This is a genomic window from Streptomyces sp. NPDC111507 (genome assembly GCF_055638955.1).
This window is the reverse complement of the sequence record NZ_JBVKBU010000003.1, coordinates 312,174-330,369: the sequence shown is the minus strand read 5'-3', so window position 1 is coordinate 330,369 and position 18,196 is coordinate 312,174. Positions and strand designations below refer to the sequence as shown.

At 70.5% G+C, this 18,196-nt stretch carries 14 protein-coding genes; 9 read left to right on the top strand and 5 right to left on the bottom strand.

Translation table 11 applies throughout. From position 1 onward, the window contains the following. The first annotated feature begins 3 nt into the window (after positions 1-3). The 9 genes from ACZ7M2_RS14170 to ACZ7M2_RS14130 all read left to right on the top strand — a co-directional run bounded on the left by ACZ7M2_RS14170 (position 4) and on the right by ACZ7M2_RS14130 (position 10,004). The gene (locus ACZ7M2_RS14170) at positions 4-1,347 is read left to right on the top strand and encodes a ThuA domain-containing protein (RefSeq protein WP_471595462.1); all 1,344 of its coding nucleotides are present in this window, start codon (positions 4-6) and stop codon (positions 1,345-1,347) included. Positions 1,348-1,465: 118 nt separating this feature from the next. Next, positions 1,466-2,599 (top strand): inositol-3-phosphate synthase, encoded by a 1,134-nt coding sequence (locus ACZ7M2_RS14165; RefSeq protein WP_471596011.1) that lies wholly within the window; start codon positions 1,466-1,468, stop codon positions 2,597-2,599. Further along, positions 2,596-3,579, top strand: coding sequence for an SCO3242 family prenyltransferase (locus ACZ7M2_RS14160; RefSeq protein WP_471595461.1), 984 nt, complete (start codon positions 2,596-2,598; stop codon positions 3,577-3,579). Before ACZ7M2_RS14165 ends, ACZ7M2_RS14160 begins: the two co-directional genes overlap by 4 nt. Then, positions 3,576-4,556 carry a sugar phosphate isomerase/epimerase family protein gene (locus tag ACZ7M2_RS14155; RefSeq protein WP_471595460.1) on the top strand — a complete coding sequence of 327 codons (981 nt, stop codon included), beginning with the start codon at positions 3,576-3,578 and terminating at the stop codon, positions 4,554-4,556. The genes ACZ7M2_RS14160 and ACZ7M2_RS14155 overlap by 4 nt, the downstream gene beginning before the upstream one ends. After that, on the top strand, positions 4,553-5,263 hold the full coding sequence (locus tag ACZ7M2_RS14150) for an EboA domain-containing protein (protein WP_471595459.1): 711 nt from the start codon (positions 4,553-4,555) through the stop codon (positions 5,261-5,263). The genes ACZ7M2_RS14155 and ACZ7M2_RS14150 overlap by 4 nt, the downstream gene beginning before the upstream one ends. Then, positions 5,263-6,111, top strand: a complete 849-nt coding sequence (locus ACZ7M2_RS14145) for a TatD family hydrolase (protein ID WP_471595458.1) — start codon at positions 5,263-5,265, stop codon at positions 6,109-6,111. The genes ACZ7M2_RS14150 and ACZ7M2_RS14145 overlap by 1 nt, the downstream gene beginning before the upstream one ends. 3 nt (positions 6,112-6,114) lie before the next feature. After that, entirely contained in the window at positions 6,115-7,284 is a 1,170-nt protein-coding gene (gene eboE, locus ACZ7M2_RS14140) for a metabolite traffic protein EboE (protein ID WP_351310958.1), read from the top strand. Beyond that, positions 7,281-8,681 carry a nucleotide pyrophosphatase/phosphodiesterase family protein gene (locus ACZ7M2_RS14135; RefSeq protein WP_471595457.1) on the top strand — a complete coding sequence of 467 codons (1,401 nt, stop codon included), beginning with the start codon at positions 7,281-7,283 and terminating at the stop codon, positions 8,679-8,681. Before eboE ends, ACZ7M2_RS14135 begins: the two co-directional genes overlap by 4 nt. A 156-nt stretch (positions 8,682-8,837) precedes the next feature. Continuing rightward, positions 8,838-10,004 carry a sugar phosphate isomerase/epimerase family protein gene (locus ACZ7M2_RS14130; RefSeq protein WP_471595456.1) on the top strand — a complete coding sequence of 389 codons (1,167 nt, stop codon included), beginning with the start codon at positions 8,838-8,840 and terminating at the stop codon, positions 10,002-10,004. 114 nt (positions 10,005-10,118) lie between these two features. Here ACZ7M2_RS14130 and ACZ7M2_RS14125 read toward each other — a convergent pair whose 3' ends face one another. The 5 genes from ACZ7M2_RS14125 to ACZ7M2_RS14105 form a co-directional block, all read right to left on the bottom strand. Continuing rightward, positions 10,119-11,522 carry an OFA family MFS transporter gene (locus ACZ7M2_RS14125; RefSeq protein ID WP_471595455.1) on the bottom strand — a complete coding sequence of 468 codons (1,404 nt, stop codon included), beginning with the start codon at positions 11,520-11,522 and terminating at the stop codon, positions 10,119-10,121. A 1-nt stretch (position 11,523) separates the two neighbouring features. Next, positions 11,524-12,912, bottom strand: a complete 1,389-nt coding sequence (locus tag ACZ7M2_RS14120; protein WP_471595454.1) for an OFA family MFS transporter — start codon at positions 12,910-12,912, stop codon at positions 11,524-11,526. Between the two features lie 124 nt (positions 12,913-13,036). Next, positions 13,037-15,181, bottom strand: coding sequence for an acetate--CoA ligase family protein (locus ACZ7M2_RS14115; RefSeq protein ID WP_471595453.1), 2,145 nt, complete (start codon positions 15,179-15,181; stop codon positions 13,037-13,039). Positions 15,182-15,184: 3 nt separating this feature from the next. Next, positions 15,185-16,444 carry a formyl-CoA transferase gene (gene frc / locus ACZ7M2_RS14110; RefSeq protein WP_054230194.1) on the bottom strand — a complete coding sequence of 420 codons (1,260 nt, stop codon included), beginning with the start codon at positions 16,442-16,444 and terminating at the stop codon, positions 15,185-15,187. A 10-nt stretch (positions 16,445-16,454) separates the two neighbouring features. Next, the gene (locus ACZ7M2_RS14105) at positions 16,455-18,140 is read right to left on the bottom strand and encodes a thiamine pyrophosphate-binding protein (protein WP_471595452.1); all 1,686 of its coding nucleotides are present in this window, start codon (positions 18,138-18,140) and stop codon (positions 16,455-16,457) included. Positions 18,141-18,196 lie beyond the last annotated feature (56 nt).

Genomic DNA, 18,196 nt, shown 5'->3' with positions numbered 1-18,196 from the left:
GTCATGCGCACATCGGCACGCCTGCTGACCGTGGGCGCCGCTGCCGCCCTGCTCCTCGGCTGTGTGTCGGGACCGGCGGCGTCGAAGGGCACGGACGGTACCGACAGGAGCCGGGTGCTGGTCTTCTCGAAGACCGCGGGCTTCCGGCACGACTCGATCCCCGAGGGGATCGCGGCCGTACGGGAGCTCGGGGCCACGGGCGGCTTCGCGGTCGACGCCACGGAGGACGCGGGCGCCTTCACGCCACGCAACCTGGCGCGATACGACGCCGTCGTGTTCCTCTCGACGACCGGTGACGTCCTCGACACCTCCCAACAGGCCGCCTTCGAGCGGTACATCAAGCGGGGCGGCGGCTATGTGGGCATCCACGCGGCCGCCGACACCGAGTACGACTGGGCCTTCTACGGCGGCCTCGCGGGCGCGTACTTCCAGTCGCACCCCGCGATCCAGCCCGCGACGGTCACCGTCGAGGACCGCTCCCACCCGGCGACCTCGCAGCTCCCGAGATCCTGGGAGCGCACGGACGAGTGGTACAACTACCGCTCGAATCCGCGCGAGCGAGCCCACGTCCTCGCCTCGCTCGACGAGTCCTCGTACAGCGGCGGCACGATGAGCGGCGACCATCCGATCGCCTGGTGCCAGGAGTACCGGGGCGGCCGCGCCTTCTACACCGGGGGCGGCCACACCAAGGAGTCGTACGCCGAACCCGCCTTCCGGCAGCACCTGCTGGGCGGCATCCGGTACGCCATCGGCGCCGCCCAGGCCGACTGCCGCCCGGAGAACGGCTACCGGCCGCTCTTCGACGGCACGGCCGGGTCGCTGGCGGCGTGGAGACAGGCGGGCCCGGGGGCGTTCTCGCTGAGCGACGACGGCACGCTGACGTCGCACGACGGCCTGGGGATGCTCTGGTACGCCGGTTCCGGATTCGGCTCGTACTCGCTGAAGCTGGACTGGCGGGTGGCCGGGGACGACAACTCCGGAGTGTTCGTCGGGTTTCCGGAGTCCGACGACCCCTGGTCGGCCGTCAACAACGGCTACGAGATCCAGATCGACGCGACCGACGCCCCCGACCGCACCACCGGGGCCGTGTACAGCTTCCAGTCCGCCGACGTGAAGAAGCGCGACCGCGCGCTGAACCCGCCGGGGGAGTGGAACACGTACGAGATCCGCGTGGAGGGCGAGCACCTCCGCGTCTGGCTCAACGGCGTGAAGATCAACGATTTCACCAACACCGATCCGGTACGAAGCCTGCGCGACGGACACATCGGCCTCCAGAACCACGGAGCCGACGACCAGGTGTCGTTCCGTGACGTCCGGATCAAGGAACTGCCCACGAAGGGCGACTGACCGGCGGCGGGCGGGGGACGCCGGACCCCCGCCCGCCGTCTCGCCCACCTCGCTTCTTTCTCCTCTCTCCTCACTCCTGTGTGGCTGACGTACGACAAGGAGGCTGCCCATGTCCCCCATGCCCGCGTCCCTTTCCGAACCTCGGGTGGGGGTGTGGCTGATCGGAGCCCGCGGCTCCGTCGCCACCACCGTCATCGCGGGCTGCGCGGCCCTCACCGCCGGCCTGCACCCCCCGACGGGCATGGTCACCGAGACATCCCTCTTCGCCGAGTGCGGCCTGCCCACCCTGTCCTCCCTCGTCTTCGGCGGCCACGACACCGTGGACTGCCCCCTGCCGAAACGGGCCGAGGCCCTGGCCGCCGGTGGCGTGCTCCCACCCGGCCTCCCCTCGGCGATCGCGGCCGAACTGGAGGCCGCCGACGCGGAGATCCGCCCCGGCGGCCCCGCCCCCGGCGACACACGGGACGACTCCGAGCTCGTGGACGCCTTCGCGGCCGATCTGCGCGACTTCGTACGACGACGGGGCCTGACCCGTGCGGTGGTGCTGAACGTGGCCTCCACCGAACCCGCGCCCGTGGGCTCCGCCCTGCCCCCGAGCTCGCTGTACGCGGCGGCAGCGCTGGCGGCCGGCTGCCCCTACGTGAACTTCACCCCGTCCACCGGCCTGCACCACCCGGCGCTGGCCTCGGCGGCACGCGCCTGCGGCCTCCCTTACGCCGGCCGCGACGGCAAGACGGGCCAGACCCTGCTGCGGTCGGTGCTCGGCCCGATGTTCGCGCAGCGTGCACTGGAGGTCCGTGCCTGGTCCGGCACCAACCTGCTCGGCGGCGGCGACGGCGCCTCCCTCGCCGACCCGGCCGCCGCCGCGGCCAAGAACGCCGGCAAGGAACGGGTCCTCGCGGACACCCTGGGCGGGGCCCCGCAGGGCGAGGTCCACATCGACGACGTACCGGCCCTCGGCGACTGGAAGACCGCCTGGGACCACATCGCCTTCGACGGCTTCCTCGGCACCCGGATGATCCTGCAGACCACCTGGCAGGGCTGCGACTCCGCACTGGCGGCGCCCCTGGTCCTCGACCTCGCGCGCCTGGTGTCCCGCGCGCACGAGGCCGGTCTCTCCGGCCCCCTGAGCGAACTCGGCTTCTACTTCAAGGACCCGGTGGGCGACGGGCCCGCGGCGCTGGGTGAGCAGTACGCGGCCCTGGCGGGGCTCGCGGGGCGGCTCCGCGCACTCCCCGGGGAGACCCGATGACGACGCGCTCGCCCAGGCCGGACCGACCGACCGGGGCCGGGGCCGGAGCCAGGGCCAGGGCCTGGGCCGAACTCCTCCGCCTGCCCGCCCTGTTCACCGTCCCGGGCGACGCCCTCGCCGGCGCCGCCACCACCGGCACCCGCCCCAACCCCCACACCCTGCTCGCCATCGCCTCCTCTCTCTGTCTGTACGAGGCGGGCATGGCCCTCAACGACTGGGCCGACCAGGCCGAGGACGCCCTCGAACGCCCACACCGCCCACTGCCCTCCGGACGTGTCCGCCCGTCCGCGGCCCTCGTCTCCGCAGGCGCCCTCACGGCGGCGGGCCTGGCCCTGGCAGCACGCGCCGGACGCCCGGCCCTCGCCGTCGCGGCCCCCCTCGCGGCCACCGTCTGGGCGTACGACCTCGCGCTCAAGCGAACCCCCGCCGGGCCGGCGGCGATGGCCACCGCGCGGGGCCTGGACCTGCTCCTCGGCGCGACGGCCACCGGCGGCAGCGCCCGCCCCGCCCTGCCCGCCGCCCTGACCCTGGCCACCCACACCCTCGCGGTGACCACGGTGTCCCGCGGCGAGACCCGGGGCGGTTCGCCACTCGCACCGCTCGCCGCGCTCACCACGACGGGCATGCTCGCCTGGACGTTGACGAGGCCCCCGGGAGCCCCGGGCACGGCCCCTTCCCGGCACCCCGCCGCGGTCCCTTCCCGGCACCCCGCCGCGGTCCCTTCCCGGCACCCCGCCGCGGACGCCCTGCGCACCGTCCTCGCCGCCGCCTTCGTCACCACCTCGGGCCGCCCCCTCCTCCACGCCGCCCTCAACCCCTCACCCCCGCTCACCCAGCGAGCCGTCGGCGGCGGAATCCGCGCGATGATCCCCCTCCAGGCCGCCCTCGCAGCGCGCTCCGGCGCCCTCGCCTCCGCCCTTGTCACGGCTGCCCTCGCCCCGGCGGCCCGCAGATTCGCGAGGAAGGTGAGCGTCACATGACCCCGGCATCCCACCGCACGAGCCCCCGGCCCCACGCCACGAACGCCCACCCCCTCCGCTTCGGCTACGGCACGAACGGTCTCGCCGACCTCCGCCTCGACGACGCCCTCGCCCTTCTCGCAGACCTCGGCTACGACGGCGTCGGCCTGACCCTCGACCACATGCACCTGGACCCCCTGGCCCCGGACGTCGCCGCCCGCACCCGGAAGGTGGCCCGCAGGCTGGACACCCTCGGACTCGGCGTCACCGTCGAGACCGGCGCGCGCTATGTGCTCGACCCGCGCCGCAAGCACGGCCCCTCGCTCCTCGACCCGGACCCGGCCGACCGGGCCCGCCGCGTCGACCTCCTCGTCCGCGCCGTCCGCATCGCCGCCGACCTCGGCGCCCACGCCGTCCACTGCTTCAGCGGAGTACTCCCGGCCGACCCGACCCACCTGGCCGACCCAGCCGACCCGGCCCGTCCCGCCGCCACGGCCGACGCAGCCGAGGACACCGCCTGGAAGCGCCTCGCCGAGGCACTCACTCCCGTGCTGGACGCGGCCACCCACGCCGGCGTCCCGCTCGCCGTCGAACCCGAACCAGGTCATCTCCTCGCCACCCTGGCCGACTTCCACCACCTGCGCCGCATCCTCGGCGACCCGCCCGCCCTCGGCCTCACCCTCGACATCGGCCACTGCCAGTGCCTGGAACCCCTGCCACCCGCCGACTGCGTCCGCGCCGCCGCCCCCTGGCTGCGGCACGTCCAGATCGAGGACATGCGCCGCGGCCACCACGAACACCTCCCCTTCGGGGACGGGGAGATCGACTTCCCGCCCGTACTCGAAGCCCTGGCCGCCACCGACTACCAGGCGCTGACCGTCGTCGAACTGCCCCGTCACTCCCACGCGGGCCCCCACTTCGCCGCACAGTCCCTCCCGTTCCTCCACCGCGCGGCCCGGGCGATCCCCGACGGCGGCGCCGAAGGGAGCACCCCGTGAACCAGCACCCGCACGCATCCCACGGCAGCACGGCGAACCACCCGGCCGAACCCGCCACCGCCCTCGCCGCCCTGCACACCCGCCTGAACACCTCCCTGGCTCCGCCCGCCCGCGCCTGGCTGGACCAGGCCCTCGACGAGGCCGCCGACCACCCCGGCACCCACGGACCCATCTCCGTCTGGGAGTTGCGCATCGCCGAGGCGGGCCGTCGCTGCGGCCCGGAACACGCCGACGCCGCCCGCGTGCTCCTCCTGCACGCCGCCCGCGCCGACCCGGACGCACTCGCCCGCGTCTACCGGCAGGGCACGGCCGCCGAACGCCGGGCCGTCCTGCACGCCCTGCCCCACCTCGTGCCCGGCCCCGACGCGCTGCCCCTCGTCGAGGACGCCCTGCGCACCAACGACACCCGGCTCGTCGCCGCCGCCCTCGGCCCGTACGCCGCCCGCCACCTGGACGCCCACACCTGGCGGCACGCGGTCCTCAAGTGCCTGTTCACCGGCGTACCCGTGGACGTCGTGGCCGACCTGGCGCCGCGCGCCCACGCGGACGCCGAACTCGCCCGGATGCTCGGTGACTACGCACGGGAACGCACCGCCGCGGACCGTCCCGTCCCCGAGGACCTGCACCGCGTCCTGGCCCTGACCGAGCCCACCGCCGCCCCCGCGGGCCCGTGCGGTACCTCCCGCACATCCGGCAAGGAGTCCTGATGCGCATCTTCGACCCCCACATCCACATGACGTCACGGACCACCGACGACTACGAGGCCATGTACACCGCCGGTGTCCGCGCCCTCGTCGAGCCCTCCTTCTGGCTCGGCCAGCCCCGCACCTCGGTCGCCTCCTTCCTCGACTACTTCGACTCCCTCCTCGGCTGGGAACCCTTCCGTGCCGCCCAGTACGGCATCGCCCACCACTGCGCGCTCGCCCTCAATCCCAAGGAGGCGAACGACCCCCGCTGCGTCCCCGTCCTCGACGAACTGCCGCGCTATCTCGTCAAGGACCAGGTCGTCGCCGTGGGCGAGATCGGCTACGACTCGATGACCCCCGCCGAGGACACCGCCCTCGCCGCCCAGCTGCAACTCGCCGCAGACCACGAGCTCCCCGCGCTCGTCCACACCCCGCACCGGGACAAGCAGGCCGGCCTGCGCCGCACCCTCGACGTCGTCCGGGAGTCCGCCCTGTCCCCGGACCGCGTCCTGGTCGACCACCTCAACGAGAACACCGTCAAGGAGGCCAAGGACAGCGGCTGCTGGCTGGGCTTCTCCGTCTATCCCGACACCAAGATGGACGAGGAACGCATGGTCGCCGTCCTGGCGGAGTACGGGCCGGAGCGGGTGCTCGTCAACTCGGCTGCGGACTGGGGCAGAAGCGACCCCCTCAAGACCCGCCGCGTCGCCGACGCCCTGCTGGCCGCCGGGTTCACCGAGGACGACGTCGACCGGGTGCTGTGGCGCAACCCCGTCGCCTTCTACGGCCTCAGCGGCCGGTTGAGCCTCGACGTCACCACCCCCGACGTCACCCACGAAGGCAACTCCATCCTGCGCGGCGGGGAGTGAGCGATGCGCTTCCGCCACCCCGACGGCTCCACCGTCCACCTCGCCTACTGCACCAACGTCCACCCGGCCGAAACCCTCGACGGCGTCCTCGCCCAGCTCCGCGACCACTGCGAGCCCGTCCGCCGCCGCCTCGGCCGCGACCGCCTGGGCATCGGCCTGTGGCTGGCCAGAGACGCCGCCCACGCCCTTGTCACCGACCCCTCCGCGCTGCGCGGCCTGCGCACCGAACTCGAACACCGCGGCCTCGAAGTCGTCACCCTCAACGGCTTCCCCTACGAAGGCTTCGGCGCCGAAGAGGTCAAGTACCGCGTCTACCAGCCGGACTGGGCCGACCCCGAACGCCTCGCCCACACCACCGACCTGGCCCGAGTCCTCGCCCAGCTCCTGCCCGACGACGTCACCGAAGGCAGCATCTCCACCCTGCCCCTCGCCTGGCGCACCGCATACGACCAGGAGCGGGCGACGGCAGCGCACACCGCACTGACCACGCTCGCCGAACGCCTCGACGCCCTCCACGAGCTCACCGGCCGCTCCCTGCGCATCGGCCTGGAACCGGAACCCGGCTGCACCGTCGAGACCACCCGTGACGCCCTTGCCCCGCTCACCGCGATCGGTCACGACCGCATCGGCATCTGCGTCGACACCTGTCATCTCGCCACCTCCTTCGAAGACCCGCACACCGCCCTGGACGCGCTCGCCCAGGCCCGCGTCCCCATCGTCAAATCCCAGCTCTCAGCCGCCCTGCACGCCGAACACCCCCATCTCCCCGAAGTCCGCGCGGCCCTCGCCGCCTTCGACGAACCCCGCTTCCTGCACCAGACCCGCACCCTCACCGCCGCGGGCCTGCGCGGCACCGACGACCTCGGCGAGGCCCTCGCCGGCGACGCCCTGCCCGACGCCTCCCCGTGGCGCGCCCACTTCCACGTCCCGCTGCACGCGGCCCCCGCCGCACCCCTCACCTCCACACTCCCCGTCCTGCGGGCCGCACTGACCCGACTCGTCGGCGGTCCGCACCCCCTCACCCACCACCTGGAGGTCGAGACCTACACCTGGCAGGCACTCCCGCCGGAGCTGCGCCCCCGTGCCCGCGCCCAGCTCGCCGATGGCATCGCCGCCGAACTCACCCTCGCCCGGGACCTGTTGACGGATCTTGGCCTGAAGGAGCTGCCGTGACCCCACCACCCCAGGAGCCGTCCGGCCCCATTCCTCTCCTCGTCCTGGACGTCGTCGGCCTCACCCCCCGTCTCCTCGACCACATGCCCCACCTCAAGGCCCTCGGCCAGTCCGGCTTCCGCGCCCCGCTCGGCACCGTCCTGCCCGCTGTCACCTGCGCCGCCCAGTCCACCTTCCTCACCGGCACCCACCCCTCCGAGCACGGCATCGTCGGCAACGGCTGGTACTTCCGCGAGCTCGGCGACGTACTGCTGTGGCGGCAGCACAACGGCCTGGTGTCCGGCGACAAGCTGTGGGACGCCGCCCGGCGCGCGCATCCCGGCTACACGGTCGCCAATATCTGCTGGTGGTACGCCATGGGCGCCGACACCGACATCACCGTCACTCCCCGTCCCGTCTACTACGCCGACGGCCGCAAGGAGCCCGACTGCTACACCAGGCCCCCGGCCCTGCACGACGAACTCACCGAGAAATTCGGCACGTTCCCCCTGTTCCACTTCTGGGGTCCCGGCGCCGACCTCGTCTCCAGCCGCTGGATCATCGACGCGACCCGCCACATCAACCGCACCCGCCGGCCGCACCTGACCCTCTGCTACCTCCCTCACCTCGACTACGATCTCCAGCGCTTCGGCCCCGACGACCCGCGCTCCCTCCAGGCGGCCGCGGACCTCGACGCGGCCATGGCTCCCCTCCTCGACGACGCGAAGGCGGAAGGCCGCACCGTCGTCGCGCTCTCCGAGTACGGCATCACCCGCGCGGACCGCCCTGTCGACATCAACCGCGCCCTGCGCCGCGCCGGACTCCTCGAAGTGCACACGCAGGACGGCATGGAGTACCTCGATCCGATGACCTCCCGAGCCTTCGCGGTCGCCGACCACCAGATCGCCCATGTCTACGTGCGCCGCCCCGAGGACCTGGAGACCACCAAGGCAGCCCTCGCCGACCTGCCCGGCATCGAGCGGCTCCTCGACGACGAGGGAAAGAAGACCCACCACCTCGACCATCCGCGCTCCGGCGAACTCGTCGCCGTCGCGGAGCCGGACGCCTGGTTCACGTACTACTACTGGCTCGACGACGCCCGCGCGCCCGACTTCGCGCAGCTCGTCGAGATCCACCGCAAACCCGGCTACGACCCGGTCGAACTCTTCATGGATCCCCTCGACCCCTACGTCAAGGTGAAGGCGGCCACGGCACTGGCCCGCAAGAAGCTCGGACTGCGCTATCGCATGGCGGTCGTGCCGCTGGACCCCTCACCTATTCGCGGCAGCCACGGCCGCCTTCCCACGGGCGACGACGAAGGTCCGCTCCTCATCTGCTCCACCCCCCGCACCGCTCCCGGCCGCATCGCGGCCACCGAAGTGAAATCCCTGCTGCTCGACCTGGCCGGCCTCACCTGACGAGACCTGACGAGGCGTGACGAGCAACTACGGAAAGTGAAGCACGAGCCACTGACAACGCGTCCGGCGAGTGCTTCGCACGCCTCTGACCTGCGCACGAGCAGCAGCCTCAACGGCACCCGTCAAAGCCGTACACCGATCCGAAAGAGAGAAACCGTGACCGCCTTCAACGACGAACCCGCGACCGGCGAAGCCCTGCGCCGCACTCTCGGCCTCAACCGCCGCCGTTTTCTGAGCACCTGCACCGCCGCCGCGGCCGCGGCGATCGCGGCACCCGTCCTCGGTGCCTCGCCCGCCCTGGCCCAGGACCGGGGCAGAGGCCACGACCACGACCACGGCGGTGACGTCCTCGTCCCCGCGAACAAGCGCGGCATCATCCTCTACACCGTCCGGGACGCCACGGGCCGCGACCCGCTCGCCACCGACCTGCCCTCCGGATTCCGCGAGGTCTTCAAGCAGCTCTCGCGCTTCGGCTACCGGCAGGTGGAGTTCGCCGGATACGGCCAGCACGCCAACGCTCCCGGCGGCGCGAGCCTGGAGTCCGTGCAGGGCGCCAAGCTGCTGCGTTCCTGGCTCGACGACTACGGCCTGCGGGCGCAGGGCAACCACGGCTTCATACCCCCGTCCTGGCCCCTCACCACGGCAGACCTGGACACCTTCAAGAAGCACCTGGAGATCGCCAACATCCTCGGCATGGCGCACATGGGCACCGGTGGCGACCCCACCGGCAGCGCCTACCGCGCCGACTGGGACGTGGCCGCCGACAAGTGGAACGCGCTCGGCGAGATCGCCCGCCGCGAGGGCCTCAAGCTGTACACCCACAACCACGACGCGGCGTACGGCTTCCTGCTCGACGGGGGCCCGCTGGACTCCCAGGGCAATCCGACCCGCAGCTCCGGCATCCGCAAGCTGGAGTACTTCCTGAAGATCACCGACCCGAAGGTGGTCTGGCTGGAGATGGACATCTTCTGGGCGCACGTGGCCCAGTACAAGTTCCACACGTACACGGCCCACGACGGCTCCACGCGGGAGAAGGTGTTCGATCCCGCCGGGCTCGTCGTCCGCAACAACAAGCGTTACCCGCTCTTCCACGCCAAGGACGGCGTCGTCAACACGACGAACGGCATGGGCTACGACATGGTGCCCTTCGGCACCGGCGTCATCGACTACACCACGTTCTTCTCGCGCGTCGGTGACCGGAACTACCACAATCCGATGGTCGAGCAGGACAACGCCCCGAGCGCCACGGATCCCGGCCAGTCACTCACGCACGCGAAGATCGGCTACGACAACCTCGCGGCCCTCCGCAAGCGGCGTCACTAGCTTCGCGGCGGTGCACCGGGCGGCCCTCCCCACAACGCGCCACGTGGGGAGGGCCGCCCGATCCGTGCTCCGTGCCGGGAGGAGAAGCTCTCAATCCGTTGACCAGGAGACCTCTCAGCTCGCGGGCTGCGGCTGCGGAGTGCGCACCTCGCCGTCGCGCCCCGGCTGCTTCAGCAGCAACGCGATCGCCGCCGCCAGCATCGAGATACCGCCGGCCAGTGCGTACGCGCCGTTGTAGCCCCAGGCAGCGACCACCATCGAGCCGAGACCGCCGCCGAACAGACCGCTGATCAGCTTGCCGCTGTACACCAGGCCGTAGTTGGTGGCGTTGTAGTTCTCGCCGAAGTAGTCCGGGGTCAGGGCCGCGAACATCGGGTAGAACGCGCCGCCGCCGAACCCGGAGAGGAAGGCGAAGAACAGGAACAGCCACTCGCTTTTGATGTCACCGGCCCAGATCACGCCGAACTGCGCGAGACCCAGCACGACGATGACGAACACCAGGGTCAGCTTGCGGCCCCAGGTGTCGGACAGCCAGCCCACCACGGCCCGCCCGATGCCGTTGATGACGGCCATGATGCCCATGGAGGACGCCGCCACCAGCGGGCCGAAGCCCACCTCCTTGGCGAAGTCGACCTGGAAGGAGATCCCGAAGATCGACACGCCCGCGGTCATGACCAGCGTGATCCACATCAGGGGCAGCACACCCGTCCTGATGGCCTCCTTGGGCGTGTACTGCTTCACCGCGGGAGGGTTCTTGGCGAGGGCGGCGGAGGTCTTGCTGTTGCCGCCGTACGTCAGCGGGTCGATGTCCGAGGGCCACCAGTTCTTCGGCGGGTCCTTGAAGAAGAACGCGCAGGACAGCACGACGATCATCACGTAACAGCCGATGAGGTCCAGGACACGGTGGTAGTTCCCGGTGTCGAACGCGTAGTTGAAGATGAAGATGAACGGCAGGGAGCCGTACGCGAATCCGCCGTTGACGAATCCGGTCCGCGCGCCACGGCGCTCGGGGAACCACTTGCCGACCATGTTGATGCACGTCGCGTACACCAGGCCGGAGCCGAGACCGCCGATGACGCCGAACCCCAGGATGGCCAGCAGCACGTTACTCAAGTGCGAGAGGGCCAGGAAGCCGATCACACACATGACCGCGCCGATGTACATGGCCCTGCGGGCGGTGAGGATGCCCCGCTCCCGCAGCCAGCCCGCCGGGAAGGCGATGCCGGCCTGGAAGAAGACCCAGACGCTCAATATCCAGAAGGTGTTGCTCTGCGTCCAGCCGTGGGCGTGGGACAGCGTGTCCTCGGCCGAGCCGTACGCGTATTCGAAGACGCTGATGGCCATCATGGCGATCCACGGCAGATACACCATGAACTTGCGGGAGTGGCCGAGGATGTCGCGGTCCGTCTCACCGATCCGGTAGACACGGCCCCGGGCGTCGGTGACTTCGCGGTACGAGTGGTTCGAGGCGCCGGCGGTGGCCGACGCGCCCTGGGTGGCGATGGGTTCTGTCGTCATGTCACGCCATCTCCTCGCCGAGCGGTTGCGGGTTGGGGACGATGCTGCGGGCCTTCGGGCGGCCCGGTGATTTGAGGAACAGCGCCAGCACGGCGGAGGCGAGGCCGATGGAGCCCGCGAGCACGAAGGCCCCGTGGTAGTCCCACGCGCCGACGACGACCGCGCCCATGCCCGAGCCCACGAGGCCCGAGATCAGCTTCGAGCTGTAGACCATGCCGTAGTTGGACGCGTTGTTGTTCTCGCCGAAGTAGTCCGCCGTCATGGCCGCGAAGAGCGGGAAGATCGCCCCGCCGCCGAATCCGGAGACCATGGAGCAGAACAGGAAGAACGGCATGCTGCCCATCTGGCCGGAGACCAGCACCCCGAACTGGGCGGAGCCCAGCACCAGACAGACGATGATCAGTGTGTTGCGGCGTCCGAAGCGGTCGGAGATCCAGCCGATCACGCCGCGTCCCGTGCCGTTGACGATCGCCTTCAGGGACATTGCGGTGGCCACGATCCCGCCCGCGAACCCCATGTCCTTGCCGAACGGCACCTGGAAGGCGATGCCGAAGATGTTGATCCCGGCGGTGCACAGCAGACAGAACCACATCATCCAGAGAACGGGCGTACGGGCAGCCTCCTTGGGGGTGTACTGCTTCACCGCCGGCGGGTTCTTCTCCAGCGCCCGGCGGATCCTCGGGTCGTCGGACACCTTCAGCGGATCCACGTGCGGGGGCCACCAGCCCTTGGGCGGGTCCTTGAAGAACCAGCCCGCGAAGGCGACCACGGCACAGCAGACCAGGCCCACCGTCACCAGGACGCCCTGGTAGTTACCGAGGTCCATGTACGAGGTGAACAGGAAGACGAAGGGCACCGAGCCGTAGGCGAAACCGCCGTTGACCAGGCCCGTCTTGCCGCCCTTGCGCTCCGGATACCACTTGCCGACCATGTTCACGCAGGTCGCGTAGACCAGGCCGGCGCCGATACCGCTGAACATGCCGAAGCCGATGTACGCGACGGTCACATGCGGCGCGAACGCGAGCGAGAGGTACCCCAGGACCGTGCCCAGCGCGCCGAGCATCATGGCGTACCGTGCGGGCAGCCGTCCGCTCTCACGCAGTTGCCCGGCCGGGAAGGCGACGGCGGCCTGGAAGAATATCCAGACGCCCATCAGCCAGAAGATGTGCCCACTGCCCCAGAGATGGGCGTCGTGCAGGGTGTCCTCGGCGGAGGTGAACGCGTACTCCGAGGAGCTGATGCCCAGCATCCCCATCCAGGGGAAGAGCACCATGGTCCAGCGTGGTCGCCCCATGATGTCCCGATCGGTCTCACCGATGCGGTACAGGCGGCCGTTGCGATCCGTCACCTCCCTGTAGTGGACGGATGTCGGTAGGTCGGTGGTTGTCATGTCGGTTCAGCACCCCTCGCGTCGAAAGATCTGGCCAGCGCCCCCTGTCCAAATGCCTTTCGTGTGCGCACGGGTCCTGGGGGCGGCCGACGCGCACCGTCGGCCGCCCCCGCCCTGGTTCACCTCATGAACCGCCCCCCAACAGGCCCGCCGCCCGCGCCCAGCGGTACTTGGCGCCGAGCACGGCCACCGGCTTCTCCGTCGTGTACGGGTACGCCACGACCCCCCGCTCGTACAGGTACTGGCAGGCCTCCTCGACCTCGACGTCACCCGCGAGCGATGCCACCACGGGCTTCTCGATGCCGCGCTCACGGAATTCGGCCACCACGCGCGCGGTGAGCTCGGCGAAGACCATGGGCGGGGTCACGATGGTGTGCCAGTAGCCGAGGACGAGCGCGTGGATGCGCGGGTCCTCCAGGCCAAGCCGGATCGTCGCCTCGTACGTCGACGGCGGCTCGCCCCCGGTGATGTCCACCGGGTTGCCCGCGGCCCCGAACGGCGGGATGAACGCCCTGAAGGACGCGTCCAGGTCCGGCGGGATCTCCATCAGGGACAGACCGTTGTCCGTCACCGCGTCGGACAGGAGCACACCGCTGCCGCCCGCACCCGTGATGATGACGACGTTGCCGCCCTTGGGGGTGGGAAGTACGGGCAACGCGCGCGCGTACTCCAGCATTTCGTTCAGTCCGGGAGCCCGGATGACGCCGGCCTGCTTCAGGATGTCCTCGTACACGGCGTCGTCGCCCGCGAGCGCGCCCGTATGAGAGCCGGCGGCCTTCGCCCCGGCGGCCGTACGCCCCGCCTTCAGGACGACGACCGGCTTCTTCGGGACCGTCGCGCGCGCCGCCTCCACGAAGGCGCGGCCGTCCTTCAGGTCCTCCAGGTGCATCGCGATGCACTGGGTGTGCGGGTCCTCACCGAACCAGGTGAGCAGGTCGTCCTCGTCCAGGTCCGACTTGTTGCCGAGCCCGACGATCGCGGAAACACCCGTCTTCGTAGTGCGCGCGAAGCCCAGGATGGCCATCCCTATGCCACCGGACTGTGAGGTGAGCGCGACACTGCCCTTCACGTCGTACGGTGTGCAGAACGTGGCACACAGGTCCTGCCACGTCGAGTAGTAACCGTAGATGTTCGGCCCGAGCAGCCGGATCCCGTACCGCTCGGCGAGGGCCACGATCTCGTCCTGGAGCTCGTGCTCGCCGGTCTCCGCGAACCCGGAGGGGATCAGTACGGCGTTGGGGATCCCCTTGCGTCCCACCTCCTCCAGGGCCGAGGCCACGAACTTGGCGGGGATCGCGAAGACCGCCACATCCACCTCACCGGGAACGTCGGTGACACTCTTGTACGCCTTGCGGCCCTGAATGTCATCGGCCTTGGGGTTCACCGGGTGGATCTCGCCGGAGAAGCCCCCGTCGACGAGGTTGCGCATGACCGAATTGCCGATCTTGCCCTGCTCGTTGGAGGCACCGATCACGGCCACGGACGAGGGCTCCATCAGCCGCCGCATCGACGTGAGGATCTCCTCGCGCGTGTACTTTCGCCGCTCCTTGGGGACCGAGTCCGCGAGGATCACCCGGATGTCCGCGGCGACCGCGCCCTGCGGAGTGGCGATCACCGGGTTGAGGTCCACCTCGGCGATCTCGGGGAAGTCCGCGACGAGTTCGGAGACCCGGCGGATCTGCTCGGCGATCGCCCACCGGTCCACCGGCGGCGCGCCACGCACCCCGCGCAGGATCTCGGCCGCCCTGATCGAGTCCAGCATCGACAGCGCCTCGTCGGCGTCCACGGGGGCGAGCCGGAAGGTGACGTCCTTCAGGACCTCCACCAGCACCCCACCGAGCCCGAAGGCGACGACCTTCCCGAAGGTCGGGTCGGTCACCGCCCCGACGATGACCTCCTGCCCCTGAGGGAGCAGTTCCTGGACCTGGACGCCCTCGATGCGGGCCCGCGGGTCGTAGGCCCGCGCGTTCTCGACGACCTTGTGGAAGGCGGCGCGTACGTCCGCCGCGCCCTCCACACCCACCATCACGCCGCCGGCGTCGGTCTTGTGCAGGATGTCCGGCGAGACGATCTTCATCACCACGGGCCCGCCGAAGCGCGCCGCGTACGCCACCGCCTCGTCGACGTCCGTCGCCAGCTCCTCACCGGGGACGGCGATCGCGTACGCGTCGGCGATCACCTTTCCCTCGGGCGCGGTGAGCGCGCTCCGCCCCTCGGCCCGCACGGCGTCGAGGAGCGCGCGCACCCTCACCATCCGGTCTTCGGCCATCACTCAGATCACTCCGTTCGACTTGAGCAGGCGAAGTTCCTCGTCGCCGAGGCCGAGCTCGCCGATGTAGACCTCTTCGTTGTGCTCGCCGAGCAGCGGCGAACTGGTCACGTCCACGGGGGAGTCGGAGAGCTTCAGCGGGCTGCCCACGGTCACGAACTCGCCCCGCTCGGGGTGCGGCACCGACACGACCATCTCGTTGGCGACCAGCGACTCGTCCTCGATGATCTCCTTGGTGGACAGGATCGGGCCGCACGGGATGTTGTGGGCGTTGAGCTTCTCCAGCACCTCCCACTTGGGGAGCGTGGCCGACCACTCCTCGATGAGCTGGAACATCTTGGTGAGCTGCGGCAGCCGGGCCTCCGGGGTCGCCCACTCGGGATCGTCCGCCAGCTCCGGCCGTCCGATGAGCTCGGTGATCGGCTTCCAGCCGACGGGCTGCACGATGACGTACACGTAGTCGTTGGGGCCGCCCGGAGCGCACTTGACCGCCCAGCCCGGCTGGCCGCCGCCGGACGCGTTGCCGGAGCGGGGAACCTCGACGCCGAAGTCGTCGTTGGGATATTCAGCGAGCGGGCCATGTGTCAGTCGCTGCTGATCGCGCAACTTCACCCGGCAGAGGTTGAGCACGGCATGCTGCATGGCCACGTTGACCCGCTGCCCGCGCCCGGTGTTCTCCCGCTGGTACAGCGCCGCGAGAATCCCCGCCACGGCGTGCACGCCCGTGCCCGAGTCACCGATCTGGGCCCCCGTCGCCAGCGGCGGCCCGTCCTCGAAACCCGTGGTCGACATCGACCCGCCCATGGCCTGCGCGACGACCTCGTACGCCTTGAAGTTGGTGTACGGGCCGTCCCCGAACCCCTTGATGGAGGCATAGACGATCCGCGGATTGATCTCCTGGATGCGGTCCCAGGTGAAGCCCATGCGGTCGACCGCGCCGGGTCCGAAGTTCTCGACCATGACGTCGGAGCGCCGGATCAGTTCGGTGAGGATCTCCTTGCCGCGCTCGGTCTTGGTGTTGAGGGTGATGCTCCGCTTGTTGCAGTTGAGCATCGTGAAGTAGAGGGAGTCGACGTCGGGAAGGTCGCGCAGTTGCTTGCGGGTGATGTCGCCGGTCGGCGCCTCCAGCTTGACGACGTCCGCGCCCAGCCAGGCCAGCAGCTGCGTGGCGGACGGACCCGACTGGACGTGCGTCATGTCGAGGACACGGACGCCTTCGAGAGCCTTGGTCGACGTTCCGGTGATCGGGGTGATCGGGGTCATCGGGGGCACCTCACTTGTACATCGTCTGGTTCATGGTTCCGGGGGCGTACGCGTCCGGGTCGACCCAGACGTTGATCAGCGACGGCTTGCCCGACTCCCGGGCGCGCTGGAGCGCCGGGCCGATGTCGGCGGGGTCGCGGACCTCCTCGCCGTGACCGCCCAGCATCTGCGCGAACTTGTCGTAGTGGACGTCGCCGAGGGTGTTGCCGACCCGCTCGCGCTCCAGGCCGTACTTCTGAGCCTGGCCGTAACGGATCTGGTTCATGGAGGAGTTGTTGCCGACGATGCCGACGAAGGGGAGGTTGTAGCGGACGAGGGTCTCGAAGTCCCAGCCGGTGAGGGAGAAGGCGCCGTCCCCGAAGAGGGCGACGACCTCCTTGTCGGGCCGTGCCTGCTTGGCCGCGAGCACGAACGGGACGCCGACGCCGAGCGTCCCGAGCGGGCCCGGGTCCATCCAGTGCCCGGGTGACTTGGGCTGGACGACCTGCCCGGAGAAGGTGACGATGTCGCCGCCGTCCCCGATGTAGATCGAGTCCTCGGTGAGGAAGTCGTTGATCTCGCTGACCAGGCGGTACGGGTGGATCGGTGAGGCGTCCGACCTCAGGCTGGGCAGCCGCTTCTCGATGGCCGTCTGCTCGGCGGCCCGTAGCTCGTCCAGCCACTCCTTGCGCTTCGACGCGCCGCCGTTGAGGCGCCCGGAGGCCGCCTCGGTGACCGACTTCAGGACCAGACCCGCGTCGCCGACGATGCCGAGGTCGATGTCCCGGTTCTTGCCGACGGTCCGGTAGTCGAGGTCGATCTGCACGACGGTCGCGTCCGGGGAGAGCCGCTTGCCGTAGCCCATGCGGAAGTCGAAGGGCGTACCCACGATGACGATGACATCGGCGTTGGAGAAGGCGTACCGGCGCGAGAGCTGGAAGTGGTGCGGGTCCCCGGGCGGCAGCGTGCCGCGCCCCGCGCCGTTCATGTACGCCGGGATGTTGAGGGTGCGGACGAGCTCGATGGCGGACGCGGTGCCGCGCGTCGTCCACACCTGGCTGCCCAGCAGGATCGCGGGTTTCTCGGCGTGGACGAGGAGGTCGGCGAGCCTTTCGATCGCCTCGGGGTCTCCGGCCGAGCGGGTCGAGGCCCGGTAGTGGCCGGCGGCCGGGATCCGGGCCTTCTCCACCGGCACCCTGGCGTCCAGGACATCGCGCGGGATCTCCAGGAAGGAGGGGCCGGGCGCGCCGTGGAAGCACTCCCGGAACGCCATCGACACCATGTCGGCGGCGCGCGCCGTGTCCGGCACCGTCGCCGCGAACTTGGTGATCGGCGTCATCATGTCGACGTGCGGCAGGTCCTGCAGGGACCCCATCTTGTGCTGGGTGTGCGCCCCCTGGCCGCCGATGAGCAGCATCGGGGACTCGGCGCGGAAGGCGTTCGCGACGCCGGTCACGGCGTCGGTCGTACCGGGCCCCGCCGTGACGACGGCGCATCCGGGCTTGCCGGTGATGCGTGCGTAGCCGTCGGCGGCGTGGGCGGCGACCTGCTCGTGACGGACGTCGACGACCTCTATGCCTTCGTCGACGCAGCCGTCGTAGATGTCGATGATGTGGCCGCCGCACAGGGTGTAGATGACCTCCACACCTTCTGCTTTGAGTGCCTTGGCGACCAGATGCCCACCGGAGATGGAGTCCTGGCTGATGTCGTCGGGCATGGCGAAGTCCTGTCCCTTCGTAGGGGGTTGGAACGCTCTCGCGGTACATTGCATAC